The organism is Streptomyces sp. NPDC039423 (genome assembly GCF_055598725.1).
In genome coordinates, this window is record NZ_JBVKAH010000007.1 from 14,760 (window position 1) to 39,075 (window position 24,316).

Here is a 24,316-nt window from a genome sequence, read left to right on the forward strand (position 1 = left end):
AGGAGGGAGTCGACGCGGTGGGGGTCTCCCCTGGTCGAGCGAAGCCGAGACCTTGGGGGAGTCGGCGACCGACGACAACGCGGCGAGGTGCGGTGCCGGGCGTCGTGAGCCCGGCATGATCGGCGAGACACCCCCTAGGCTGAACGCCGGCAGACGCGCACGCGGCACAGGGTGAAGGAGCGGGACGTGGCGGTACGAGCGGTCCGAGGGGCCGTCCAACTCGAGCGGGACGACGCCGGACACATGCGGGACCAGGTCGGCGAGCTGCTCACCGCCGTGATGGACCGCAACGGCCTCGTCCCCGACGACCTGATCAGCATCTGGTTCACCGCCACCCCCGACCTGCACAGCGACTTCCCCGCCGTGGCGGCCCGCGAGCTCGGCATCGTGGACGTACCGCTGATCTGCGCCCAGGAACTGGACATCGCCGGCGCGATGCCCCGCGTGGTGCGCCTGCTCGCCCACGTCGAGACCGACCTGCCCAAGTCCGCCGTCGCGCACGTCTACCTCGGCGCCGCGGCCGCCCTCCGCAAGGACATCGCCCAGTGAGAACCGCCGTCGTCATCGGAACCGGGCTGATCGGCACCTCCGCGGCCCTCGCGCTGGCCGGGCGCGGCATCCGCGTCCACCTCGTCGACCACGACCCCTCGCGCGCCCGTACCGCCGCCGCCCGCGGCGCCGGCACCGAGGAGCCGCCCGAGGGCCCCGTCGACCTCGCTCTGGTCGCCGTACCGCCCGCGTACGTCGCCGCCACCCTGGCCGACGCCATGCGCGGCGGTATCGCCCGCGGCTACCTGGACGTGGCCAGCGTCAAAGGCGGGCCCAAGCGGGAGCTGGAGGCCATGGGCCTCGACCTCTCCGCGTACATCGGCACGCACCCCATGTCCGGCAAGGAGCGCTCCGGCCCGCTCGCCGCGACCGCCGACCTCTTCGAGGGCCGCCCCTGGGTGCTCACCCCGACCCGGGACACCGACACCGAGGTCCTGAACCTCGCCCTGGAGCTGGTCGCCCTGTGCCGGGCGGTCCCCGTCGTCATGGACGCGGACGCCCACGACCGGGCCGTCGCCCTGGTCTCCCACACCCCGCAGCTCGTGTCGTCGATGGTCGCCGCCCGGCTCGCGGACGCGGACGAGGCGGCCGTACGGCTCTGTGGCCAGGGCATCCGCGACGTGACCCGCATCGCCGCCTCCGACCCGCGCATGTGGGTCGAGATCCTGTCGGCGAACCCCGGCCCGGTCGCCGACGTCCTCGCCGGCGTGGCCGCCGACCTCGACGAGACCGTCCGCGCCCTGCGGTCCCTCCAGTCCGCCGACGAGGGCGAGCGCCGCGACGGCGCCACCGGCGTCGAGGACGTGCTGCGCCGCGGCAACGCCGGCCGCGCCCGGGTCCCCGGCAAGCACGGTGGCGGCCCGGTCGCCTACGAGACCGTCGCCGTCCTCCTCAGCGACCAGCCCGGCGAGCTCGCCCGCATCTTCGCGGACGCGGGCCGGGCGGGCGTCAACATCGAGGACGTCCGCATCGAGCACGCCACGGGCCAGCAGGCCGGCCTCATCCAGCTCATGGTGGAACCCGCCTCCGCCCCGGTGCTCGCCGCGGCCCTCCGGGAGCGCGGCTGGGCACTGCGGCAGTAGCCGCCGGCCCGGCCCGGCCCGGCGGACGGGGGCCGGTACGGACCCGGTGGGGAGGGGGTCGCACGAACGGGTGCAAGGGGTGGCGGCGGCAGTCGGTAACCTGGTGCGGGGCCCCTCGGCATCCGGCCGGCCCCCTCCCGCGTACCAGGAAGGTGTCCGACACCGTGGAATCCGTGATCGTCGCCATCGACGGGCCCTCCGGCACGGGCAAGTCGAGCACCTCCAAGGCGGTCGCCGCCAAGCTGGGGCTCAGCTACCTGGACACCGGCGCCCAGTACCGGGCGATCACCTGGTGGATGATCACCAACGGGGTGGACGTCGACGACGCCGACGCCGTGGCCTCGGCCGCCGGGAAGCCCACCATCGTCTCCGGGACCGACCCGTCCCACCCGACGATCACCGTCGACGGGGTGGACGCCTCCGGCCCCATCCGCACCCAGGAGGTCACCTCCAAGGTCAGCGCCGTCAGCGCCGTCCCGGAGGTGCGTGCGCTGATCACCGAGCTCCAGCGGTCCATCGCCGCGAGCGCCGGGCAGGGCATCGTCGTCGAGGGGCGGGACATCGGCACCACCGTCCTCCCCGACGCCGACCTCAAGATCTTCCTCACCGCGTCCCCCGAGGCCCGCGCCGCCCGCCGCTCCGGCGAGCTCAAGGGCGCCGACATCCACTCCACCCGCGAGGCGCTCGTCAAGCGGGACGCGGCCGACTCCAGCCGCAAGACGTCCCCGCTCGCCAAGGCGGACGACGCCGTCGAGGTCGACACCACCGACCTCACCCTCCAGCAGGTCATCGAGTGCGTCGTCACCCTCGTCGAGGAGAAGCGGGCCGCCGCGTGACCCCACCCACCCCCAAGGGCGCCGCGGTCGGCCGGGGCATCGGCATCGGGCTGATGTACGGGCTGTGGAAGCCGCGCGTCCTGGGCGCCTGGCGCGTCCCGGCCACCGGACCGGTGATCTTCGCCGTCAACCACGCCCACAACCTCGACGGCCCCATGCTCATGGGCACCGCGCCCCGGCCGGTGCACTTCCTGATCAAGAAGGAGGCCTTCAAGGGGCCTCTCGGGCCGTTCCTGGAGGGCATCGGCCAGCTCAAGGTGGACCGCGGCGCACCCGACCGCACCGCCATCACCGGCGCCCTGGACGTCCTCGCCGGCGGTGGTGTCCTCGGCATCTTCCCGGAGGGCACCCGCGGCGGGGGCGACTTCGCCTCCCTCCGCGCCGGCCTCGCCTACTTCGCCCTGCGCAGCGGCGCCCCGATCGTCCCGGTCGCCGTCCTGGGAAGCACCGACCGCCGCGGACGGTTGATAAAGGCGCTGCCCCCGCTGCGCAGCGGCGTGGACGTCGTCTTCGGCGACGCCTTCCAGGCGGGGGACGGCTCCGGCCGCCGCACCCGCAAGGCGCTGGACGACGCCACCGTACGCATCCAGGAACGGCTCACCGCCCACCTGGGAAACGCCAGGCGCCTCACCGGGCGCTGAGCGAGACTGACTCTTGAGTAGCGGATCACTCGACCCGCCGATGACGATGATGAACGAGGAACGGACTTCATGAACGACCAGCACGACCACGGGGCACTCGGCGACACCGAGTACACGGAGTTCATGGAGCTCGCCGCCGAAGAGGGCTTCGACATCGAGGAGGTCGAAGGCGCGATCGAGGAGGCCGGGCACGGCCCGCTGCCGGTCCTCGCCGTCGTCGGCCGGCCGAATGTCGGCAAGTCGACCCTGGTGAACCGCATCATCGGGCGCCGCGAGGCCGTCGTCGAGGACAAGCCCGGCGTCACCCGCGACCGCGTCACCTACGAGGCCGAATGGGCGGGCCGCCGCTTCAAGGTCGTCGACACCGGCGGCTGGGAGCAGGACGTCCTCGGCATCGACGCCTCCGTCGCCGCCCAGGCCGAGTACGCCATCGAGGCCGCCGACGCGGTCGTCTTCGTCGTGGACGCCACCGTCGGCGCCACCGACACCGACGAGGCCGTCGTCAAGCTGCTCCGCCGGGCCGGCAAGCCCGTGGTCCTCGCCGCCAACAAGGTCGACGGCCCGTCCGGCGAGGCCGACGCCTCCATGCTCTGGTCCCTTGGCCTGGGCGAGCCGTTCCCCGTCTCGGCCCTGCACGGCCGCGGCACCGGCGACCTCCTCGACGAGGTCCTCAAGGCCCTTCCCGAGGCCCCCGAGCAGTCCTTCGGCACCGCCGTCGGCGGCCCGCGCCGCATCGCGCTCATCGGACGCCCGAACGTCGGCAAGTCGTCCCTGCTCAACAAGATCGCCGGGGAGGAGCGCGTGGTCGTCAACGAGATGGCCGGTACCACCCGCGACCCGGTCGACGAGCTCATCGAGCTCGGCGGGACCACCTGGAAGTTCGTCGACACCGCCGGCATCCGCAAGAAGGTGCACCTCCAGGAGGGCGCGGACTACTACGCCTCGCTGCGCACCGCCGCCGCCGTCGAGAAGGCGGAGGTGGCCGTCGTCCTGATCGACACGACGGACTCCATCTCCGTCCAGGACCAGCGGATCATCACCATGGCCGTCGAGGCGGGTCGCGCCCTCGTCATCGCCTACAACAAGTGGGACGAGCTCGACGAGGAGCGCCGCTACTACCTGGAGCGCGAGATCGAGACCGAGATGCAGCAGGTGGCCTGGGCCCCGCGCGTCAACGTTTCCGCCCTCACCGGCCGCCACATGGACCGGCTCGTCCCCGCGATCGAGACGGCACTGGCCGGCTGGGAGACCCGCGTCCCCACCGGGCGGCTGAACGCCTTCCTCGGCGAGCTGGTCGCGGCCCACCCGCACCCCATCCGGGGCGGCAAGCAGCCCCGCATCCTGTTCGGTACGCAGGCGGGCACCAAGCCACCGCGGTTCGTGCTGTTCGCCTCGGGCTTCCTGGAGCACGGCTACCGGCGGTTCGTCGAGCGCCGACTGCGCGAGGAGTTCGGCTTCGAGGGCACCCCGATCCACATCTCGGTACGGGTGCGCGAGAAGCGCGGCCGCAAGAAGTGACGGGCACGGACACATGACGGCGGGGCCGGAGCGAACGATTCGCTCCGGCCCCGCCGTCATCGGTCACGGCCCCCGCGGTCCCCGTTCCCGGCCCCCGCCGGTCGTCGGTCACAGCCCCCGGCGGGGCGCCGGCGGCAGGGCCGCCGGCACATGGTGGTGACCGGCGGCCCGGCGCATCGACTGGACCGGCTGCCACCCGGTCGTGTAGCCGTGCTGCGTCTGGTACGCCCCGCCGCCGCCCGACGCGAACGACCCGAACGCCTTGAAGTCCAGGTCCTCCTCGCCACTGCGGTCGCCGGGCAGCGTCCTGAACGACCTCAGGTACTCGGAGTACAGCGCGTCGTAGATCGGCGTGGCCGACGGGGCGGACAGTCCGTCCTGCGTGGAACGCATCGCGGGAATCTGCTGGTACGGCTGGCGGGAAGGCTCGTATGCGTGCACGTATGAGCCAACGACCTCGCCGCGCTTCGGATGCGGCCCCGCCCGTCCTTCCGTCGCCCCGGTGCGCATCAGGTGCCGGCCAGCGGCATCGACGCCGCGACCAGCCGGCCGTTCGCCGCCGCCTTCTCCAGCGCGTCACGCAGCAGGTCCTCGCGGGGCTGCTGGCCGATGGAGCCGACCGGGGCGGCGAAGACCAGCACCGTGTGCGACTTGTTGGCGGCGGCGCGCCAGCCCTCGGTGACCTGGAGCGGCTGGTGGGCCTGCCACCAGGCGACCGGGCTGCCACCGCCCGTGCCGGGCTGGAGGATGGCGTGGAGCTGGCCCATCGCCAGGAGCACCGACCAGCCGGCGATCGGGCTCGGCTTCTGGTTGACGTTCGCGACCGGCAGGAAGCCCTGCTCGATCAGCAGGGGCAGGAACTCGTCGGTGCTGCCGCCCGAACCCGGCCGGGCGATGGGGGCGGTCGGCTCGACGACGAGGGCCGGGTGCAGTTCGTTGTCGATCAGCACGAGACCGCTGGTGACGCCGAGGACGGCCTGGTCGCCGGTGGGGGCGGGAGCGGCGGCCGCCGGGGCCGCCGCCTGCGCCTCCACGCCGGTGATCGACCGGACGGCGCCCTGGAGCTGCTCCTCGGCGACCTTCACGACCTGGGAGGGGATGCAGGTGGCGTGGGCGAACGCGAGGACGGCGGTCTCCTCGCCCACGAACAGGACGGTGCTGGTGCGCTCCTGCTCGGAGTCGCCCGGGGTACGGCAGGAGGTGCAGTCGTAGCTGCCCGGGGCGTTCTCGCCGGCGAGCAGCCGGTCGGCCTCTTCGTCGCCGATCTCGGCGCGTACGTCCTCGCTGACGTCGAGCATGCGGGGCACGGGTGGCTCCTCGGACTCGTTGCGTGCGATGCCGGGCGGTTCCCGGCTCGTCTCATGAAGGGTTCAACGGTTGATCTGCTTCCGGGGTCACGGGTCGGTCCGCTCCTCGGCGCGTCGGCCGACCGGGTGGGTCTTCCCCGGCGGCCCGCGCGGCGGCGGCCCCGCACGCCGGCACCCTGCCTAGCGTGGCCCGATGCCGAAGATCCGCTCGTGGCCGGCCATGCTGCCCGGCGTACTGCTGCTCGTGTGGGGTACGACAGGCGCGGCCGCGGCCGTGGCGCCCGCCGCACCGGGTGCCCACCCGCCCCCGCCCGCCCCCGGCCCGAGGGCCCGGCCCGTGCCCACCGCCGGCTGCGCCGCCGACCAGTGGCCGTGGGGCTGCGTGGCGGAGTGCGAGAGCGGCGGCCGCTGGCACCTCAACACCGGCAACGGCTACTACGGCGGACTCCAGTTCAAGCAGTCCACCTGGGAGACCTACGGCGGCCGCGCCCACGCCCGCCGTGCCGACCTGGCCACCCGGCGGCAGCAGATCACCGTCGCCGAGGAGGTCCTGCGCTGGCAGGGCTGGGGCGCCTGGCCGACCTGCTCCAAGAAGTACGGGCTGGCCGGCCGCGCCCACACCGTCCAGCCGGGCGACACCCTGACCTCCGTCGCCCGGCGGTTCAAGGTCCCGGGCGGCTGGAACGCGCTGTACAAGGCCAACACCAAGATCGTGGGCGCCGACCCGAACCGCATCCGGCCGGGGATGATGCTCGGCCTGCCGGGCCTCAGGCCCGCCCCGAGGGCGGCCGTCCCTCCGGCGGTGGCCGTCCCTCCGGCTGGCGTTCCGCCCGTTCCGCGTCCCGTGCCGCCGCGCGGGAAGTGAACTCGGTCAGCTCGCCGCTGAAGGACAGCGTGCCGCGCCGCAGTTCGTGCGCCAGCGTCCCGGCCGGCAGCCCCGCCGGCGGGCGCTGCTCGGCCACCACCACCGCCGCGCCCCGCCGGCCGCACAGGCCGGCCAGCAACCGGTAGGTCCGGGCCGCGACGGCGGGCGACATGCCGAGGGCCGGCTCGTCGACGAGGACGACGCGCGCGGGCGTCAGCAGGGCGCGGGACAGCGCCAGCATCCGCCGCTCACCGCCGGACAGCGTGCCGGCGGGCCGCGGCAGGAGCGGGCCGAGCTCGGGGTACGCGTCGAGGGCGGCCCCGAAGCCGCCGTCCGGAGCGCCGAGCCCGAGGTTCTCGGCCACCGTGAGCGTGGGGTACAGGGCACGCCGGTCCGGCACGAAGCACAGGCCGCGGTGCGCCCGCCGGTGGGCGCGCAGCCGGGTCACGTCCGCGTCCCGCCACAGCACCCGCCCGGCGCTCAGCGGCACCGTGCCGGCGAGGGCGCGCAGCACGCTCGTCCGGCCCGCGCCGTTGCGGCCCAGGAGCACGGTCACGGTGCCGGACGGGACCGGCAGGTCGATCCCGTGCAGTGCCTCCAGGGGGCCGTAGCGCACCCGGGCGGCGCGCAGCGCGATCTCGACGCTCATGACACGATCCGCCCCGCCTCCATGACGTGCACGGTGTGCGCGACGTCCGCGACCAGGTCCAGGTCGTGCTCGACGACCAGCACGGCCGTCCCGTCCGCCGCGAGGGCCTTGAGCACCCGGGCGAGCGCGGCGGTCTCGTCCGCGTCCAGCCCGGCGGCGGGCTCGTCCAGCAGCAGCGTGTGCGGCCGTCCGGCGAGGGCGCGGGCGACCTCCACCCGGCGCAGCGCGCCCGTCGACAGCCCGGCGGCGGGCAGGTGGCGGACGCCGGTCAGGCCGAGGAGGCGCAGGGCGCCCTCGACGGCGTACGGATCGTCCCGCACGCGGCCCCGCTCGGCGCCGATCCGTACGTTCTCCTCGACGGTCAGGGACGGGAACACGGCCAGCTCCTGGAACGTGCGGGCGATCCCGAGCCGGGTACGGGCGTGCGCGGGTCGCGCGGTGATGTCGGTCCCCTCCAGGGTGACGCGCCCGGAGGCGGGACGGGCCGTACCGGCCAGGCAGTGGAACAGGCTGCTCTTCCCGGCCCCGTTGGGCCCCACGAGAGCGGTCACCCTGCCGGGCGCCACCCGGAGGTCGACCCGGTCCAGGGCGGTGGCCCCGGCGTAGCGGAGGGTGAGGTGGTGCGCCTCCAGGACGGGCGGTGCGGTGCGGGCCCGGCCGGCGGTGCGGGCGGTGCGGGGCGGGTGGGCGCTCGGGGCGGTGCCGGCGGGGACGGGGGAGCGGGCGGGGGACGGCGCGGGGTGGGGCGGTGCCGTGCGGCCGTGCGCGCGAGCGGCGGCGCGGGCGGGGGAGGGGAGCAGGGAGGCGAGAGGGGGTACGCGGGCGGTGAAGGCGGCCAGCAGGCCGATCACGGCCGCCGCGGCGCCGCCCCGGGCGCCCGCGTCGAGCCCGACCAGGAGCGCCGCGGCCGCCAGGGGCGTCAGGAGGCTGTCGGCGCCCAGGACCAGGACCGCGGCGAACCACAGCAGGCCCCGCACCGGGTCGAAGGCGGCCGGGTCGAAGGCCTGGACGCCCATGCCGAGCAGCCCGCCGCCCAGCGCCGCCAGGGCAGCGCCCGCGACGAACGCGACGACCTTCAGGGCGGCCACCGGCACGCCGGACGCCTCCGCCCCCGCCTCGTGGTCGCGCAGGGCGGCCAGCGCCCTGCCCGTGCGGCCCCGGCGCAGGGCCGCGGCCAGCAGCAGCGCGGCCACCAGGACGCCCAGTTCCACGGCGTAGTACGCGCGGTCCGACGCCAGGCCGGCCGGCCGTGACAGCGACAGGCCCGCCGTGGCGTACGGCTGGGCGAACACGAACCGGCTGACACCCACCCCGACCGCCAGCGTCGCCAGCGCCAGCGCCAGGCCGTGGCGGCGGATCGCCGGCCACCCGGTGAGCAGGCCCAGCGGGGCGACCAGCACGACGGCCACCAGGAGCGCGGTGGGTTCCGGGAGTGGGGGCAGGCCCGGGAAGCGGCCGGCCGCGAGCAGCGCGGTGAACAGGGCGCCCAGGCCCGCGTACGCGGCCTGGCCCAGCGAGATCTGCCCGCCCCGGCCGGTGACCACGACGAGGGACAGCAGGACGACCGCCAGCGCGGGCACCTGGACCGCCGTCTGGAGGTCGGCCCCGGCGAGGCCCAGCGGCAGCAGGAACAGCACCCCCGCCGCCGCCCACAGCCCGGCCGGTACCCGGGCCCCCGTCGTCGACGTGCGCGGCAGGGCGTCCCGCGCGCCCACTCCCGGCAGCACCAGCGCGGCGACCAGCAGGGCGACCACGAACAGGTTCGTGGCGACCGCCTGGACCAGCGGGCCGGCCCAGCCCACCGGGTGGAGGCGGGTGAGCTGGGCCTGGGCGACCCCGATGGCCAGCGCCGTCACCACCGCCACCGGCAGGCTCCGCATCCGGGCGGCCACCGCGACCGCGATCACCTCCACGACCAGCAGCGGCAGCCCGTACGGGTCGAGCCGGACGTACGGTGCCAGCAGCACGCCCGTCAGCCCCGCCGTGCAGGACCCGAACGCCCACCCGGCCGCCGACACCCGGTCCGCGTCGATGCCGCTCAGCACCGCGAGCTCCCGGTCGTCCACCACCGCCCGCAGCTCGCGCCCCAGCCGCGTCCACCGGGTCACCGCCCCCACCGCACCGGCCACCAGCAGCACCACGGCGAGCTGCGCCCACGGGTCGTCGCCCAGCAGCACCGGCGCGTCCGCCCGCGCGCCCTCGCCCCACACCAGCGCGGCGCCCCCGACGAGCAGCACGAACACGCCGATCGACGCCACCAGGGTCCGCGCGGGGTCCAGGTCCAGCACCGCCGCCGGGCGGAACACCGCCCGGTCCAGCACCAGCCCGATGCCGGGCGCCACCACCAGCAGCGTCACGCACGCGGCGAGCGGCAGCGGCCAGGCCCACTCCACCACCAGTTGCCGCAGCACATACGCGCAGACCATGGCGACCGCGCCGTGCGCGAGGTTGAGCACGCCCGTCGCCCGGTAGGTGACGACCAGTCCGATACCGGTCAGGGCGGCCGCGCTGCCGACCGCCAGCCCGGCCAGGACGAGTTCGTACGTCAGCGAGGCCACCGGGCCGTCAGCTTCCGGGCTCGCACACCGGGCAGGGGTCCAGCGCCGCGTCCCCGGCCGGCACCGCGTCCGGCTTGCCCGCCACCAGCGGGCAGTCCGGGCGGTGCGCCAGCGTCCCGCCCGGCACCCGGACCGGCGGGGCACCGGAGGACGGCCGGTCCGCGCCCGCAGCGTCCGCCCCCGAGGCCCCCGCTCCCGGGTCGTCCGGACCCGCGGGGCCCCTCGCCGGCGCCCGTTCCCCGGGCGCCCGCCACAGCGGCGCCCCCGCCAGCAGGACCGCCCCCGCGACCAGCAGCGCCGCCCCCGGCACCGTGCAGGACGCCACATACGGGAGCTGCCGCTCCACGAAGCGCTCGCCGGACACGCCGTACCAGCCCAGCACGCACAGCACCGCGCCGGTGGCGGCGGCCACGGCCCCGCCCCACCACAGCACCCGCGACGACGGCATACCGCGATCCTCCGGCTGGCGATGTATGGCGATTCCTTGCACTATGCCCAAGAAGGCCCAAGAAGGCACAGACCCCGGAACCCGGCGGTGAGCCAGATGGTCCACACGAGCCACACGAGGCACGGCGGCATGCGTACCCGGACGGCGGCACTGGCCGCCACGGCGGCTCTGGTGCTGCTCCCGGTCGTCGCGGGCTGCGGCGACGACGACAACGGCGGGGGGACCCAGCAGTCCGCCACCCCCACCGCGACCGCGACCCAGGGACAGGACCAGCCGGCCGACCCGGCCGCGGCCCGCCAGGAGATCCAGAAGAACTGGGTCGCCTTCTTCGACCCCGCGACACCGGTCGAGCAGAAGACGAAGCTGCTGGAGAACGGCGACCGCATGCGGCCCGTGCTGGAGGCGTTCGCCGGCAACCCGCAGGCCGCGCAGACGTCGGCGAAGGTCAAGGGGATCACCTTCACCTCCGCCACCCAGGCCGAGGTCACCTACGACCTGCTGGTCGGCGGCACCCCGGCCCTGCCCGACTCCAAGGGCTCCTCCGTGCACCAGCAGGACACCTGGAAGGTGTCGGCGAAGACGCTGTGCGCGCTGGTGAAGCTCAGCCCCGATGCGACAGCCGTGCCGGGTTGCTGACCGCCCGCCGACGGCGGCGCTCCTGCTGGTCACCCTCCTGGTCACCGCACTGCTGAGCGCCGCCTGCGGCAGCCGCCTCCCCGAGAGCGACTTCACCGCACGCCCGCCCGCGCCCACCACCGGCGCCGGCGAACCGATCAGGATCGGCCTCATCACCGGGGCCACCAGCCCCGTCGGCGGCGGCGCCCTCACCGGCCCGCGCGACGGGGCGCTGGCGTACTTCGCCGCCCTCAACGCCCGCGGCGGCATCGGCGGGCGCCGCGTCGAGGCCATCACCTGCGACGACGGCGGCAGCGGCATCGGCAACAACCAGTGCGTGCACGAACTCGTCGACCGGAAGCACGTCTTCGCCCTGGTCGCCACCACCGCCCTCGACTACGCGGGCGCCGCGCGCGTGTCCCGGGCCGGCGTCCCCGACATCGGCGGCCAGCCGCTCGGCCCCGCCTACGACACCTACCCCCACCTGTACGGCATCTACGGCAGCTCCGCGCCGCGCACCGGCGACGAGCCCGGCTGGAACGGCGTGCTGACCGGCGGCACCGAGGTCTACCGCTGGTTCCGGCACGAGCTCGGCGCCCGCACCGCGGCCGTCGTGTCCTACAACCAGGCCGCGTCCGCCGCGTACGCCCGGCTGGTCACCGACGGCCTGCGGAAGGAGGGCTACCGGGTCGTCACCGAACAGGTCGACTTCGCCCTCCCCAACTACCGGGCCGTCGCCGCCGACCTCCGCGAACAGGACGTCGACCTCGTCTTCGACGCCCTCGACACCCACGGCAACGCCCAGTTGTGCGCGGCCATGGACGCCGTCGGCGCCACCGTCACCGCCAAGGTCACCAACGTCCAGAACTGGAACCAGGCCGTTCCACGGGACTTCAAGGACGCTCCCCGCTGCCGCAACGCCCTGTGGGTGACCGGCGCCAGCCGCAACCACGACGAGAGGGCCGACCCCGCCGTACGGGAGTTCCGCGACGCCATGAAGGGCAGGCCCCTCTCCCAGTGGGCGCTGGAGGGCTGGGCCGCCGCCATGTGGTTCACCGACGCCGCGACGTCCTGCGCGCCGGCGGGGCTCACGCGCGCGTGCGTCGAGCGGTTCGTGAACCGGGCGGAGCCGTACACCGCCCGGGGACTGCTCCTGCCCGTCCGCTTCGAGCGGCTCCCCGAGCCGCCGACGACCCGTCACACCTGCCTGTCGGTCGCCCGTTGGCAGGACGGGCGCGGCTGGGTGACCCAGGGCGGCGACATGTACCGCAACTGCGCCACCGTGCCCCAGCTCCCTTACCGGCCCTGACCGCCCCGGCCGGGGAAAGCCAAGTACAGTCCACCTTTGACGACCAATCCAGAGACCATCGGACCGGACCGGACCCCGGGCCCGTCCGGACCAGGGGGACGCGGCGACGCGATGCATATCTCTTTCCTGCTGCACAACGCGTACGGCATCGGCGGCACGATCCGTACGACGTTCAACCTCGCCCGGATCCTGGCCGAGCGGCACGACGTCGAGATCGTGTCCGTCTTCCGCCACCGCGAGGAGCCCACGCTCGGCGCCCCCGCCGGCGTGACCATGAAGCACCTGGTCGACCTGCGCAAGAACAGCCCCACCTACGACGGCGCGCACCCCGACTACACGAAGCCCGCCAAGGTCTTCCCCCGCGGGGACGGGCGCTGGAAGCAGTACAGCCGCCTCACCGACGACCGGATCGCCGCCCATCTGAAGGGCCTTCAGGCCGATGTGGTGGTCGGCACCCGCCCCGGGCTCAACGTCCACATCGCCCGCCAGGCCCGCCGCGGCCCCGTCCGTGTCGGGCAGGAGCACCTGACCCTGGACAGCCACGGCTACCGGCTGCGCCGCGAGATCGGTCACCGCTACGCCCTGCTCGACGCCGTCACCACCGTCACCGAGGCCGACGCCCGCGCGTACCGCACCCGGCTCAAGCTCCCCGGCGTACGCGTCGAGTCCGTGCCCAACAGCGTGCCGGCGCCCGCCGTCGAGCCCGCCGACACGTCCGCCAAGTGGGTCGTCGCGGCCGGCCGGCTGACCCGGGTGAAGCGGTACGACCTGCTCGTCGAGGCCTTCGCCAAGGTGGTCGCCGCCCGCCCCGACTGGCGGCTGCGCATCTACGGCTCCGGTGACGCCACCGGCAACGAACGCGACGCGCTGCGCTCCCTCATCGCGTCGCGGGGACTGCACAACCACGTCTTCCTGATGGGCACGGCCAACCCGCTGGAGCCCGAGTGGGTCAAGGGCTCCATCGCCGCCGTCACCTCCCGCCTCGAATCCTTCGGCATGACCATCGTCGAGGCGATGCGCTGCGGCCTGCCGGTGGTCTCCACCGACTGCCCGCACGGCCCGGGGGAGATCATCGAGGACGGCGTCGACGGGCGGCTCGTACCGGTCGGCGACGTGGACGCGATCGCCGACGCGCTGCTCGCCCTCATCCAGGACGACGACCTCCGGCGCCGCTCCGGGCAGGCCGCCCTCGCCGCCTCGGAGCGCTTCGACCCGGCCCGGATCGCCGAACGCCACGAGGCGCTCTTCGCCGAACTCGTCGCCGGCGGCACCAACGGCCGCTCGCGCGGCACGCTCCGGGACGCGCTGCACCGCACCCGCGGGGCGGTCCTGGACGCGGCCTACTCCGCGCGGTACAAGGCCGCCGATGTGATCCGGAAGGGGAAGTCCGCATGAGCGACGCCACCAACCCGGCCCCGGCCCCCGTCCCGGGCGCCGCGCCGCGTGCCGACTGCGTCGCGGACTCCGCGGGCGGCATCACGTTCGACATAGCGGTCGTCGAGGCGGCCGAGCCGGTGCTGGTGCTGCGCCGGCGCGGCGGTTCCGGTCCGTCGGATGAGGCCCGGCTGCCGCTCACCCCGGCGGGCGAGGGCCCGGGCGGCGGCCATGTGCGGGCGGTGCTGCCCAGCACCATGGAGCTCGCCGAGGGCCGCTGGGACGTGTACCTCGACGGGCGGCCGGTCGAGCCGGGCGTCCGGGACCTGCGGGCGCTGGTGGACCGGGTGCCCGACGGGGAGGGCGGGGTGTCCGTGCGCCTGCCGTACCCCACGGCGGACGGCCGGCTGGCCGTGCGGAGCTGGGTGCGGGCGCCGCACGCCGAGGCCGGGGACGTCGTCCTCGGCGAGGGCGTGTGCACCGTCGAGGGGACCCTGTACGGGGCCCGTGCCGGTGCCGGGGCGGTGGTCGAGGCCCGGCTGGGCGGCACGGTCCACCGGGTGCCGGCCGAGGCGGAGGAGGGCGGCGCGTTCGCCTTCACCCTGGCGTACGACACGCTGGTCGAGCGGCCGGTCACGGCGGAGCGGCTGTGGGAGCTGTGGCTGCGGCCCGCGGCGGACGCGGAGCCGGTGCGGATCTCCCGCCTCCTGGACGACGTCTGGGACCGGAAGAACGTCTTCGTCTACCCGGTGCACCAGGGCGAGGGCTACACGGCCGCGCCCTGCTACACCACGGACAACGACCTCTGCGTACGGATCACTCCGTAGCGCACGGCCCGAGGCCGGGCCGTGGCACGGTCGAGCGATCCTTCGAAAGCCCGATCGAGGACCGTGGCTGTCCGCGACGGCTGGCAGACTCCCGACCATGTTGGAGACCTCGGCACGACTGCTGCGCCTGCTGTCCCTGCTCCAGGCCCACCGCGATTGGTCCGGCGCCGACCTCGCGCAGCGCCTGGGCGTCACGCCGCGCACGGTGCGGCGTGACGTCGACCGGCTGCGGGAGCTCGGCTACCCCGTCAACGCCAGCCCCGGCACCGGCGGCGGCTACCAGCTCGGCGCGGGGGCCGCGCTGCCCCCGCTGCTCCTGGACGACGACGAGGCCGTCGCGGTCGCCGTCGGGCTGCGCACGGCGGCGGGCAGCGGCATCGAGGGCGTGGGCGAGACGTCGGTGGGCGCGCTGGCCAAGCTGGAGCAGGTGCTGCCCGACCGGCTGCGGCGCCGGATCAGCGCGCTGACCACCTTCACGGTGCCCATGCTGCGGGCGGCCGAGTCCCCGGTGGACCCCTCGGTGCTCACCGAGCTCGCGACGGCCTGCCGGGACGGCGAGCGGCTGCGCTTCGAGTACCGCGACCACGGGGGCTCGGCCACCCGCCGCACGGTCGAGCCGCACCGGCTGGTGTGCACCGAGCGCCGCTGGTACCTGGTCGCCTGGGACGTGGACCGCTCGGACTGGCGGACGTTCCGGGCGGACCGGATCCTCCCGAAGCCGCCCCACGGACCGCGCTTCGCGCCCCGGACGCCGCCCGCGGAGGACCTGGCGGCCTACGTCTCCGAGGGCGTGGCCAGCCGGGTGTACGCGGCACGGGCCATGGTCCGCCTCCACGTCCCGGCCGAGGAGGCCGCCCGGGTGGTGGGACCGATGGACGGCGTCCTGGAGGCGGAGGGCGAGTCGACCTGCCTGCTGCGCACCGGCGCCGCCGCGCTGGACGTCCTGGTGATCCACATCGTGCTCATGGGACTGGAGTTCGAGGTGGTCGAGCCGGTGGAGCTGAACGACCGCATCAGGGACGTCCGGGACCGTCTCGCACGGGCGCTGGACCGCTCCGCCTAACCGGAACAAGGTGTTCCGGCGCGGTGTCGGCGCGATGTGGGAATGGTGCGGGGAACCCGTGAAAGGCGTGTGCCGCCACAATTCTCGTGACGATATGCCGAAGCGTTTTTCCGCAGCCGGGGAATTCGCTCGTACGAAGGTGCGGGAAGTCCGGGGGAGACCCGCGGAATTCCGGTGACAACCCCCTCCGCGGCGGCCTGTGAGTCCCTCGGGGGGAAGGCGTCCTTACAGAACACATGTCGTGATCCTGTGACACAAGCGTGACCGCCGAGGTACGTGAGGATGGTGGGTCGATCTGCCCGGCCCGGCTTCCGTCACTGTCCGCCGCCCCCTACGGTGAAGGGCATGGCACCGATTCCGAGCTCTCCCCGACAGCCCGACGACACCCCCGAGTCCTACGTCGGCCTCGGCGGGCGCGACGCCGAACGGCTCGCCCGCTCACGCGGCTGGACCACGGTGCGGTCCCTGCCTCCCGGCTCGATCATCACCCTGGAGTACGTGGCGGGCCGGATCAACTTCGAGGTCGACGGCGACACCGTGACGCGCTGCTGGGTCGGCTGACCCCGGTCCCCCGTCCGCCCCCCGCGCACACGACGTACGACGAGGGCCCCGGCCGTCACGGCCGGGGCCCTCGTCGTACGTCGTCGGGTCCGTCGGGTCGTCCTCAGCCGCCCGTCACCGGCCGGGAGCGCGGCGGTCTGCGGCTGCCCGCCGGGGTGACCGGCGTCCGCTCCGAACGCACCACCGTGTGGGGACGGGGCTGGGTGAGCGTGGTCCTGACCGGCGCCGGGCGGCCGACGGCGCCCGCCGCGGCGACCGGCTCGCGCGCCGGTTCGTCCTCCGCGCCGGCCGGCCGCTTCTGCTGGTACATCGCCGGCCGGGGCCCGCCCGCCGCGACGGGCAGCGACGGCACCCGCCGGCGGCCGGCCAGGAGCTGGTCGCGCGCCCCGAGGACGAGCGCCTCGGCGCGGGCGATCAGCGGCTCGCACCAGGGCAGTCCGAGCAGGATCAGCAGACCGGCGGCCCAGCCGAGCAGGACGTCGCTCAGCCAGTGCGTACCGAGGTAGACGGTGGTCAGGCCGACGCCCAGGGCGACCACGGCGGACAGGGCCGACAGATAGCGCCTGGCCCGGGGCGTGGTGGCGAGGTACGCCAGGATGCCCCAGGTCACCACCGCGTTGGCGGTGTGCCCGGAAGGGAATATATCGCCGCCGGCGAACAGCTCCGGGGAGCCGATCCTGGTCGCGTAGTGGGGGCCGAGCCGGCCCAGACCGAGTTTGACCGCGCCCACGGTGACGTTCAGCGCCAGCAGCGCGGCGCCCAGCGCCAGCAGCGGGCGGAGCGTGTGCTGCCGCCAGGAACGCCAGCCGAGCCAGGCCGCCACCATGACGGCCGTCGGGCCGCGCTGGCCCAGCACCACGAAGTAGTCCAGCGTCGCGTGCAGCTCCGGCCACTGCTGATACGGCCGGAAGAGCATGACCTTCCAGTCGAGGGTCACCAGCCACGACGAGACGAGCACGGCCACCACGATGGCGAGGTAGAACGCCGACGTCCCGCCGAAGAGGGCGAGACGGGTGCGGCTCATCCGCGGGATCTCAATCTTCGGCGGTTCCGGCTCCCGGTCCAGACGGGCAAAGATGTCGGTACGCACCCAATCGACGTTACAGGGAGTGAGTGTCGGCCCACGCCCATCCGCTCTCTTCGTGATGACGATGTGATGTGGAGTACGTCTCAGCCGGACGTTTATCCCTTGCTTATCCATAAACCTCGGGGGCCGTGGAGGCCCTATTGCCACAGGGCCTCCGCACGGAAGCGGCTTTGTGTGCCACGGGAATTGGCCGGGGGTGGCCGGGGACCGAATTCACTCCTCCCCGCCGCCGGGTCCCCACCTCTGGTACGCGGCCGGCGCCGCCCCTGGCGGGCCCGCCGGAGTGGCGTACGCCACACGGCCGCGTCTGCCCCGGTGAGAGGTGGACCACGCGTCACCCGGCAGGACTCGCGTACGCTGGCGGCTCACTCGCCCGTCGATGCCGGGCCCCCGGGAGGACGTCCCCCCTCCGGCCGGTGCCCACCGAGCGCGAGGGAATCATCTGTGGTCTGTGGGAGGTACGTACATGTCCGTGACGACCACGGCCGGAGCGCGGCTGCGTGCCACCGGTGGCGGTGCCAACCGCTGGGTCGTCCTCGTCGTCCTCTGCGTCAGCCTGCTGCTGGTCGCGCTCGACGCCACCGTCCTCCACGTCGCCGTCCCCGCCGTCACCGAGGACCTCCGCCCCAGCGCCACCGCGCTGCTGTGGATCGTCGACGCCTACCCCCTGGTGTGCGCCTCGCTGCTGATCCTGTTCGGCACGCTCGGCGACCGGGTCGGGCGGCGGCGGGTCCTGCTGGCGGGGTACGGGCTGTTCGGCGTCGCCTCCGCGGTCGCGGCCTGCGCCGACACCCCGGCCGTACTCATCGCCGCCCGCGCGCTGCTCGGCGTCGGCGGGGCGATGATCATGCCCGCCACCCTCTCCATCCTCCGCGCGGTCTTCCCCGACCGGCGCGAACGCGCCACCGCGATCGGCATATGGACCGCCGTCGCGGCCGTCGGCGCCGCGACCGGCCCGGTCCTCGGCGGCTTCCTGGTCGAGCACTTCTGGTGGGGCTCGGTCTTCCTCATAAACATCCCGCTCATGGCGCTCATCCTGCCGCTGGGCCGCTGGCTGCTGCCGGAGTCCCGGGGCCGGGGCCAGGGCCCCTGGGACGTGCTGGGCGCGCTCATGGCGGCGGCCGGAGTGCTCGGCGTGGTCCTCGGCGTCAAGCGGGCGGGCGCCGGCGGCGGTCTGGCGACCCCCGGGACGGCCGTGCCCCTGCTGGTCGGCGCCACCCTGCTGGTCCTCTTCGTCCGGCGGCAGAAGCGCCGCGCGCACCCGCTCATCGACATGCGGATGTTCGCCCGCGCCGCCTTCACCACCTCCGTCGGCTGCATCGTCCTCGCCATGCTCGCGCTGGTCGGCCTGGAGCTGATCGCCGTCCAGTACCTCCAGCTCGTCCTGGAGCTCACCCCGCTGGAGACCGGGCTGCGGCTGCTGCCGCTCACCTTCGCCGCCATGGCCGCCGGCGCCACCGGCTCGTCCACCCTGCGCCGGATCGGCCCGCGCCGGATGGTCGGCTGGGGCTTCGTCCTCACCGCCGGGGCCGTCCTGCTGCTCGTGCTGATGGGCCAGCACGACCGCCCGCTGCTGCTCACCGCGGGCTTCGTCCTGCTCGGCTTCGGCCTCCAGACCACTCTGTTCGGGGCGTACGAGTCGATGCTCAGCGAGGCCCCGGCGCACAGCGCGGGCGGGGCCGCCGCGATCGGCGAGACCTCCTACCAGCTCGGCGCCGGCATGGGCATCGCCCTGCTCGGCAGCGTCATGAACGCCGCCTACGCGCCCGGCCTGGCGCACGTTCCGGGCGTCCCCGCCCCGGCCGGCTCCGCCGCCGCCAACTCGCTGGGCGAGGCCTACCAGGTCGCCGCCCGGCTCGGCGGCCCGGCGGGCGACGCGCTGCGCACGGCCGCACGGCACGCGTTCGTGCACGGGCTGCACGTCACGCTGGTGGTCAGCGCCGGGCTGCTGCTGCTCGGCGCGCTGATGGCGGTGCGGCTGCCGCGCGTGATGGAGTGCCAGGCGGACCCCGACGTCCGGCTGGGCGCCGGCGACCCCTGGCCGGAGGCGGACGGCGGGACCCTCGCGGACCCCGCCCCGATGGCCCGCGTTCCCGCGCGCCGCGAGCCGGCGGAGCCCGTCAGGTCGGGACGCGCGAGCGGGCCGGGCGCATAGGGGGTGTCGCGATCCCGGCCTGATCGGGGAGATACCCCCTAGGGCACACTGCCGGTGTGGCGCCCGCCACCGGCTCTGGACGCGTGGCATCCGGCGTCGTAACGTCGGCGGCGCAGCGTAACTAACATCGCTAGTTTTAGCCTCGTCGCCCCGTGCCGCCCGGAGGTCCCGCCATGTCCGCACCCGCGAAGCTCCCGCCGTTCGACGCCGGGGACCCCCTCGGCCTGGACGACCTGCTCGGACCCGACGACCTCGCCGTCCGCGACACCGTCCGCACCTGGGCCGCCGACCGCGTCCTGCCGCACATCGCCGAGTGGTACGAGAAGGGTGAGCTGCCCGTCATCCGCGAGCTGGCCCGGGAGCTCGGCTCGATCGGCGCGCTCGGCATGTCGCTGGAGGGCTACGGTTGCGCGGGCGCGAGCGCCGTCCAGTACGGACTGGCCTGCCTCGAACTGGAGGCCGCCGACTCCGGCATCCGCTCCCTGGTCTCCGTCCAGGGCTCGCTCGCCATGTACGCGATCCACCGGTTCGGCTCCGAAGAGCAGAAGCGGCACTGGCTGCCGTCCATGGCGGCGGGGGAGACCATCGGCTGCTTCGGCCTCACCGAGCCGGACATCGGCTCCGACCCGGCCGCGATGCGCACGCACGCCAAGAAGGACGGCACCGACTGGATCCTCAACGGCCGCAAGATGTGGATCACCAACGGCTCGGTGGCCGGGGTCGCCGTCGTCTGGGCGCAGACCGACGAGGGCGTCCGCGGCTTCGCCGTACCGACGGACGCCCCCGGCTTCTCGGCCCCCGAGATCAAGCACAAGTGGTCGCTGCGCGCCAGCGTCACCAGCGAACTCGTCCTGGACGACGTACGGCTGCCCGCCGACGCGGTGCTGCCCGGGGTCACCGGTCTCAAGGGGCCGCTCAGCTGCCTGAGCCACGCCCGCTACGGAATCGTCTGGGGCGCCATGGGCGCCGCGCGCTCCTCGTTCGAGGCGGCCCTGGCGTACGCGAGGACGCGCGAGCAGTTCGGCAGGCCCATCGGCGGCTTCCAGCTCACCCAGGCCAAGCTCGCCGACATGGCGCTGGAGCTGCACAAGGGCATCCTGCTCGCCCACCACCTCGGGCGGCGGCTCGACGCCGGCAGGCTCCGCCCCGAGCAGGTCAGCTTCGGCAAGCTCAACAACGTGCGCGAGGCCATCGAGATCTGCCGCACCTCGCGGACGATCCTCGGCGCCAACGGGATCTCGCTCGAATACCCCGTCATGCGGCACGCCACCAACCTGGAATCGGTGCTCACCTACGAGGGCACCGTGGAAATGCACCAGCTCGTGCTGGGCAAGGCGCTCACCGGTCTCGACGCGTTCCGGTAAGCGGCCCTGCCCGTCAGCTCTGGTTGAAAAAACCGTCCTGGGCGTGCGTCCCGGGCTCTCCGTTGACGATCTGCGTGTCCGCGGGCGTCAGCAGGAAGACCCGGGTCGCCACGCGCTCGATCGACCCGCGCAGACCGAAGGTCAGGCCGGCCGCGAAGTCGACCACGCGCTTGGCGTCGGCGGGCTCCATGGAGGTGAGGTTCATGATGACCGGGACGCCGTCCCGGAAGAGCTCGCCGATGCTGCGGGCGTCCCGGAAGCCGTCCGGGGACACCGTGGCGATGCGGCGGCCCTCCTCCTGGGCGGTCTCGGAGGCGACCCGCACCCGCGGGTCGGTCACCCAGGAGTCGCTGCTGCGGTCACCCTCGGCGTACTCGTCGTCGTAGTAGCGCTCGTCGTTGTCCTCGACGAGGCCGAGCCATGCACTCGCCTTGCGCACCGATCCCATGGACGCCTCCTTTCGCGCGGTCACTTGTGGTTCCGCTATCCCTATGGTCGTCCATCATGCGGATCGCGCGCCAAGTGGACAGTCACCGCGCGAGCGATTCGTGACGCTACTGGTGCAGAAGATGTGGCGATTCGTCAAGGTTCCCCGGGTGTACGGCCCCTGAGAAAGGGGCGGCGGAACGTAAATACGACGTTCGGGCCGTACGGGTGAGCGTGCGGACGTACGGGTGAACGAACCGGGCTCGGTACGATGCCCGCCGCACTTCGCACACCTCACGGGGGAACACCATGTTCGGGATCGTCAGACCGTGCACCCACCGGCTCAGCGACGGGCTGAAGACCGAGTGGATGGCCCATCTCTGCGGGCTCTGCCTGGCACTTCGGGCCGACCACGGGCAGTTCGCGCGGGTCGCCACCAACTACGACGGCCTCATCGTCTCCGTCCTGACGGAGGCTCAGACGCAGCGCTCCGCCGACGCGCGGCGCACCGCCGGGCCGTGCCCGCTGCGCGCCATGCGCACGGCACCCGTCGCGCGGGGCGAGGGGGCGCGGCTCGCCGCCGCCGTCTCCCTGGTGCTGGCCTCGGCCAAGGTACGGGACCATGTCGCCGACCGGGACGGGCTGCTGGCGCGCCGTCCGATGGCGGCCGCCGCCCGCCGGGTCGCGCTCGGCTGGGACAGGGCGGGGGCCCGGGCCGGCCGCGAGCTGGGCTTCGACACGGCCGTCCTGGTCGACGCGGTGGACCGGCAGACCGGCATCGAGTCGCTGGCCGGTCCCGGAACATCCCTGCTGACGGTCACCGAGCCGACCGAGACGGCCACCGCGGCGGCCTTCGCGCACACCGCGGTCCTGGCCGGCAAGCCGCAGAACGTGGCCCCCCTGGCCGAGGCGGGCCGGCTCTTCGGGCGCCTGGCGCACCTGCTGGACGCCGTGGAGGACCGGGAGGCCGACGCGGCCTCGGGCGCCTGGAACCCGCTCACCGCGACCGGGACGCCGCTCGCCGAGGCGCGGCGGCTCGCGGACGACGCGCTGCACGGCATCCGGCTCGCGCTGCGCGACGCGGACTTCGTGGACGACAAGCTGCTGCACGTCCTGCTCGCGCACGAGCTGCGGCAGTCCGTGGACCGGGCGTTCGGCACGACGAGCTGCTCGCACCAGGGGTACGGCGGTAACGCCCCGCACCAGGGCGGCGCCCCGGGGCCGTACGGCGGCCAGAACCCGTACGGCGGCCAGGGCCCCTACGGGGGCCAGAACCCGTACGGCGGTCAGAACCCCTACGGCGCGCAGCCCGGCGGCCCGCACGGCCACGGGGGACCCGGAGGCCCCGGCGGCGGTCACGGCGGCCACGGCGGTCACGGCGGCGGTTACGGCGGCGGGATGCCGCCCTTCGGCGGGCCCGGGGACGGCGGGCCGTCGCGCCCCAAGCCCCGCGGCCTCCTGGCCGGCTGCGCCGCCTTCACCTGGCTCTTCTGCACCTGCCAGATGTGCTGCGCCAAGGAGTACGAGGGGCCCTGGTCCCGCAAGAAGCGCGAGGGCTGCTGCCGCGACTGCGACTGCAACCCCGGCGGCTGCGACTGCTGCTGCCCCTGTGACGGCTGCTGACGGTCCGTAAGGGACGCCGGGTGCACCCCTCCAGGCTCAGGCATCACCCGGAGGGGCGAATTCCGGACGCCCCGGACGTCTGCCAGGACGGGGACGGCGGCCCCCGCCGCCGCGCGCGCCGACGGCGGCGGGGGAGCGGCGGCCGCCGTCCGGCGAGGCGGCGGCGGGCCGGGTCGCGGCCTCGGCCCCGCGCCGAGCTGCCGTTCGTCCGCCGGTGCACACGCCCGCCCGCCCGGTGCACGCGCCCGCCCGCCCGGCGTCCGGGGGCGGGCGGGCCCCGCCGTCCGCCTCGCCACGCCCCCGGTACGGCACGGCCGAAACACACCCTTGTGCCGGTGGTTGACCATGCGAATACTCCCCCAAGCAGCGCTTGTCAGGAGCACGGCGTGTCCGGAACCCGGACACCACCGGAAAGGGTGAGTGAACCGAAGGCGCACGCCATGGCGTCCCGGAGGTGACCGAGCCCGAGACGGAGTCTGACTGCGCCTCACGGGCCCGACCCCCCACGGCGGGCCCCCGATTCCCCTCTGGAGGAACGACAAGTGAGGATCAAGCGCACCACCCCCCGCAGCGGCATAGCCAGACGCCCCCGTCTGCTCGCCGTCGCCACCGGTCTCGCCGCCGCCGCCACCCTCGCGGTCCCCGCCGCGAACGCCGAATCCGCGCAGTCCTTCAGCGCCGCCGAGCTGTCCGCCGCCGGCTCGGCCGTCCTGGCGGCCGACGTACCGGGCACCGCATGGCACGTCGACCAGGCCACCGACAAACTGGTCGTCACCGTCGACTCGACCGTGTCACCGGCCGAGATCGCCAGGATCAAGCGCCAGGCCGGGGCCAACGCCGGTGCCCTGAAGATCGAGCGCACGCCCGGCAGGTTCACCAAGCTGATCTCCGGCGGCGACGCCATCTACGCCAGCAGCTGGCGCTGCTCGCTCGGCTTCAACGTCCGCGACGGCGCGGGCGCCTACTACTTCCTGACCGCCGGTCACTGCACCGACGGTGCGGGCACCTGGTACTCCAACTCCGGTCGCACCACGGTCCTCGGCTCGACCTCCGGGTCCAGCTTCCCCACCAACGACTACGGGATCGTCCGCTACACCAATAGCACCGTCACCAAGTCCGGCACCGTCGGCAGCGTCGACATCACCAGCGCCGCCAACGCCACCGTCGGCATGTCGGTGACCCGACGCGGCTCCACGACCGGCACCCACAGCGGGTCCGTCACCGGCCTGAACGCCACGGTCAACTACGGCGGCGGCGACATCGTCTACGGCATGATCCGCACGAACGTGTGCGCCGAGCCCGGCGACAGCGGTGGCCCGCTCTACTCCGGCAGCCGCGCCATCGGTCTCACCTCCGGCGGCAGCGGCAACTGCTCCTCCGGCGGGACGACCTTCTTCCAGCCGGTCACCGAGGCCCTGAGCGCCTACGGCGTCAGCGTCTACTGACCGTCCTCCACCCG

General features: G+C 74.4%; 23 protein-coding genes. 16 read left to right on the top strand and 7 right to left on the bottom strand.

Features of this window, described 5'->3' with window-relative positions:
• Nucleotides 1–186 precede the first annotated feature (186 nt).
• From aroH to der, 5 genes are all read left to right on the top strand, one after another.
• Nucleotides 187–549: a chorismate mutase gene (gene aroH, locus ACZ7LK_RS22355; RefSeq protein ID WP_392275725.1), complete on the top strand. Its 363-nt coding sequence runs from the start codon at nt 187–189 to the stop codon at nt 547–549.
• Nucleotides 546–1,631 (top strand): prephenate dehydrogenase, encoded by a 1,086-nt coding sequence (locus ACZ7LK_RS22360; RefSeq protein ID WP_392275726.1) that lies wholly within the window; start codon nt 546–548, stop codon nt 1,629–1,631. The genes aroH and ACZ7LK_RS22360 overlap by 4 nt, the downstream gene beginning before the upstream one ends.
• Nucleotides 1,632–1,804: 173 nt before the next feature.
• Nucleotides 1,805–2,467, top strand: coding sequence for a (d)CMP kinase (gene cmk, locus ACZ7LK_RS22365; protein WP_392276050.1), 663 nt, complete (start codon nt 1,805–1,807; stop codon nt 2,465–2,467).
• Entirely contained in the window at nt 2,425–3,108 is a 684-nt protein-coding gene (locus ACZ7LK_RS22370) for a lysophospholipid acyltransferase family protein (protein ID WP_392275727.1), read from the top strand. Before cmk ends, ACZ7LK_RS22370 begins: the two co-directional genes overlap by 43 nt.
• A 69-nt stretch (nt 3,109–3,177) precedes the next feature.
• Nucleotides 3,178–4,626 (top strand): ribosome biogenesis GTPase Der, encoded by a 1,449-nt coding sequence (gene der, locus ACZ7LK_RS22375; RefSeq protein WP_392275728.1) that lies wholly within the window; start codon nt 3,178–3,180, stop codon nt 4,624–4,626.
• Between the two features lie 108 nt (nt 4,627–4,734).
• Here der and ACZ7LK_RS22380 read toward each other — a convergent pair whose 3' ends face one another.
• Together ACZ7LK_RS22380 and ACZ7LK_RS22385 are read right to left on the bottom strand one after the other, a co-directional pair.
• A complete protein-coding gene (locus ACZ7LK_RS22380) occupies nt 4,735–5,019 on the bottom strand; it encodes a hypothetical protein (RefSeq protein WP_392275729.1) in 285 nt (94 codons plus the stop codon).
• A gap of 116 nt (nt 5,020–5,135) precedes the next feature.
• Entirely contained in the window at nt 5,136–5,933 is a 798-nt protein-coding gene (locus tag ACZ7LK_RS22385) for a hypothetical protein (protein ID WP_469463873.1), read from the bottom strand.
• 220 nt (nt 5,934–6,153) lie between these two features.
• Between ACZ7LK_RS22385 and ACZ7LK_RS22390 the strand changes: the two genes are divergently transcribed.
• Complete coding sequence (locus ACZ7LK_RS22390) at nt 6,154–6,798, top strand: transglycosylase family protein (protein WP_392276051.1); 645 nt, start codon at nt 6,154–6,156, stop codon at nt 6,796–6,798.
• On the opposite strand, the gene ACZ7LK_RS22395 is transcribed toward ACZ7LK_RS22390, so the two are convergent.
• The 3 genes from ACZ7LK_RS22395 to ACZ7LK_RS22405 are packed head-to-tail and all read right to left on the bottom strand — an operon-like array spanning nt 6,701 to nt 10,453.
• A complete protein-coding gene (locus ACZ7LK_RS22395; RefSeq protein WP_392275731.1) occupies nt 6,701–7,447 on the bottom strand; it encodes an ATP-binding cassette domain-containing protein in 747 nt (248 codons plus the stop codon). The two genes, ACZ7LK_RS22390 and ACZ7LK_RS22395, sit on opposite strands and share 98 nt — an antisense overlap.
• Nucleotides 7,444–10,005: an ABC transporter permease subunit gene (locus ACZ7LK_RS22400; protein ID WP_471142902.1), complete on the bottom strand. Its 2,562-nt coding sequence runs from the start codon at nt 10,003–10,005 to the stop codon at nt 7,444–7,446. The genes ACZ7LK_RS22395 and ACZ7LK_RS22400 overlap by 4 nt, the downstream gene beginning before the upstream one ends.
• Nucleotides 10,006–10,012: 7 nt before the next feature.
• Nucleotides 10,013–10,453: a hypothetical protein gene (locus ACZ7LK_RS22405; RefSeq protein WP_392275733.1), complete on the bottom strand. Its 441-nt coding sequence runs from the start codon at nt 10,451–10,453 to the stop codon at nt 10,013–10,015.
• 129 nt (nt 10,454–10,582) lie between these two features.
• On the opposite strand from ACZ7LK_RS22405, the gene ACZ7LK_RS22410 reads away from it, so the two are divergent.
• From ACZ7LK_RS22410 to ACZ7LK_RS22435, 6 genes are all read left to right on the top strand, one after another.
• On the top strand, nt 10,583–11,089 hold the full coding sequence (locus ACZ7LK_RS22410) for an MTB12 C-terminal domain-containing protein (protein ID WP_469463875.1): 507 nt from the start codon (nt 10,583–10,585) through the stop codon (nt 11,087–11,089).
• Nucleotides 11,064–12,377 (top strand): ABC transporter substrate-binding protein, encoded by a 1,314-nt coding sequence (locus ACZ7LK_RS22415; protein ID WP_392275735.1) that lies wholly within the window; start codon nt 11,064–11,066, stop codon nt 12,375–12,377. The genes ACZ7LK_RS22410 and ACZ7LK_RS22415 overlap by 26 nt, the downstream gene beginning before the upstream one ends.
• 111 nt (nt 12,378–12,488) lie before the next feature.
• On the top strand, nt 12,489–13,772 hold the full coding sequence (locus ACZ7LK_RS22420; RefSeq protein ID WP_471142904.1) for a glycosyltransferase family 4 protein: 1,284 nt from the start codon (nt 12,489–12,491) through the stop codon (nt 13,770–13,772).
• Nucleotides 13,769–14,578 (top strand): hypothetical protein, encoded by an 810-nt coding sequence (locus ACZ7LK_RS22425; RefSeq protein ID WP_471142905.1) that lies wholly within the window; start codon nt 13,769–13,771, stop codon nt 14,576–14,578. Before ACZ7LK_RS22420 ends, ACZ7LK_RS22425 begins: the two co-directional genes overlap by 4 nt.
• Before the next feature lie 97 nt (nt 14,579–14,675).
• Nucleotides 14,676–15,641 carry a helix-turn-helix transcriptional regulator gene (locus ACZ7LK_RS22430; RefSeq protein WP_471142906.1) on the top strand — a complete coding sequence of 322 codons (966 nt, stop codon included), beginning with the start codon at nt 14,676–14,678 and terminating at the stop codon, nt 15,639–15,641.
• 345 nt (nt 15,642–15,986) lie between these two features.
• Nucleotides 15,987–16,202: an I78 family peptidase inhibitor gene (locus tag ACZ7LK_RS22435; protein WP_392275739.1), complete on the top strand. Its 216-nt coding sequence runs from the start codon at nt 15,987–15,989 to the stop codon at nt 16,200–16,202.
• A gap of 103 nt (nt 16,203–16,305) precedes the next feature.
• On the opposite strand, the gene ACZ7LK_RS22440 is transcribed toward ACZ7LK_RS22435, so the two are convergent.
• Entirely contained in the window at nt 16,306–17,292 is a 987-nt protein-coding gene (locus ACZ7LK_RS22440) for a phosphatase PAP2 family protein (protein ID WP_392275740.1), read from the bottom strand.
• A 463-nt stretch (nt 17,293–17,755) separates the two neighbouring features.
• Here ACZ7LK_RS22440 and ACZ7LK_RS22445 point away from each other — a divergent pair, with 463 nt between their 5' ends.
• Entirely contained in the window at nt 17,756–19,444 is a 1,689-nt protein-coding gene (locus tag ACZ7LK_RS22445; RefSeq protein WP_392275741.1) for an MFS transporter, read from the top strand.
• Nucleotides 19,445–19,617: 173 nt separating this feature from the next.
• Nucleotides 19,618–20,808 (top strand): acyl-CoA dehydrogenase family protein, encoded by a 1,191-nt coding sequence (locus ACZ7LK_RS22450; RefSeq protein ID WP_392275742.1) that lies wholly within the window; start codon nt 19,618–19,620, stop codon nt 20,806–20,808.
• 13 nt (nt 20,809–20,821) lie between these two features.
• Here ACZ7LK_RS22450 and ACZ7LK_RS22455 read toward each other — a convergent pair whose 3' ends face one another.
• Entirely contained in the window at nt 20,822–21,256 is a 435-nt protein-coding gene (locus ACZ7LK_RS22455; protein ID WP_471142908.1) for a cell division protein SepF, read from the bottom strand.
• A gap of 287 nt (nt 21,257–21,543) precedes the next feature.
• On the opposite strand from ACZ7LK_RS22455, the gene ACZ7LK_RS22460 reads away from it, so the two are divergent.
• Nucleotides 21,544–22,857 carry a DUF5685 family protein gene (locus tag ACZ7LK_RS22460; protein ID WP_471142911.1) on the top strand — a complete coding sequence of 438 codons (1,314 nt, stop codon included), beginning with the start codon at nt 21,544–21,546 and terminating at the stop codon, nt 22,855–22,857.
• Nucleotides 22,858–23,399: 542 nt separating this feature from the next.
• Entirely contained in the window at nt 23,400–24,302 is a 903-nt protein-coding gene (locus ACZ7LK_RS22465) for a S1 family peptidase (RefSeq protein WP_392275745.1), read from the top strand.
• Nucleotides 24,303–24,316: the final 14 nt, after the last annotated feature.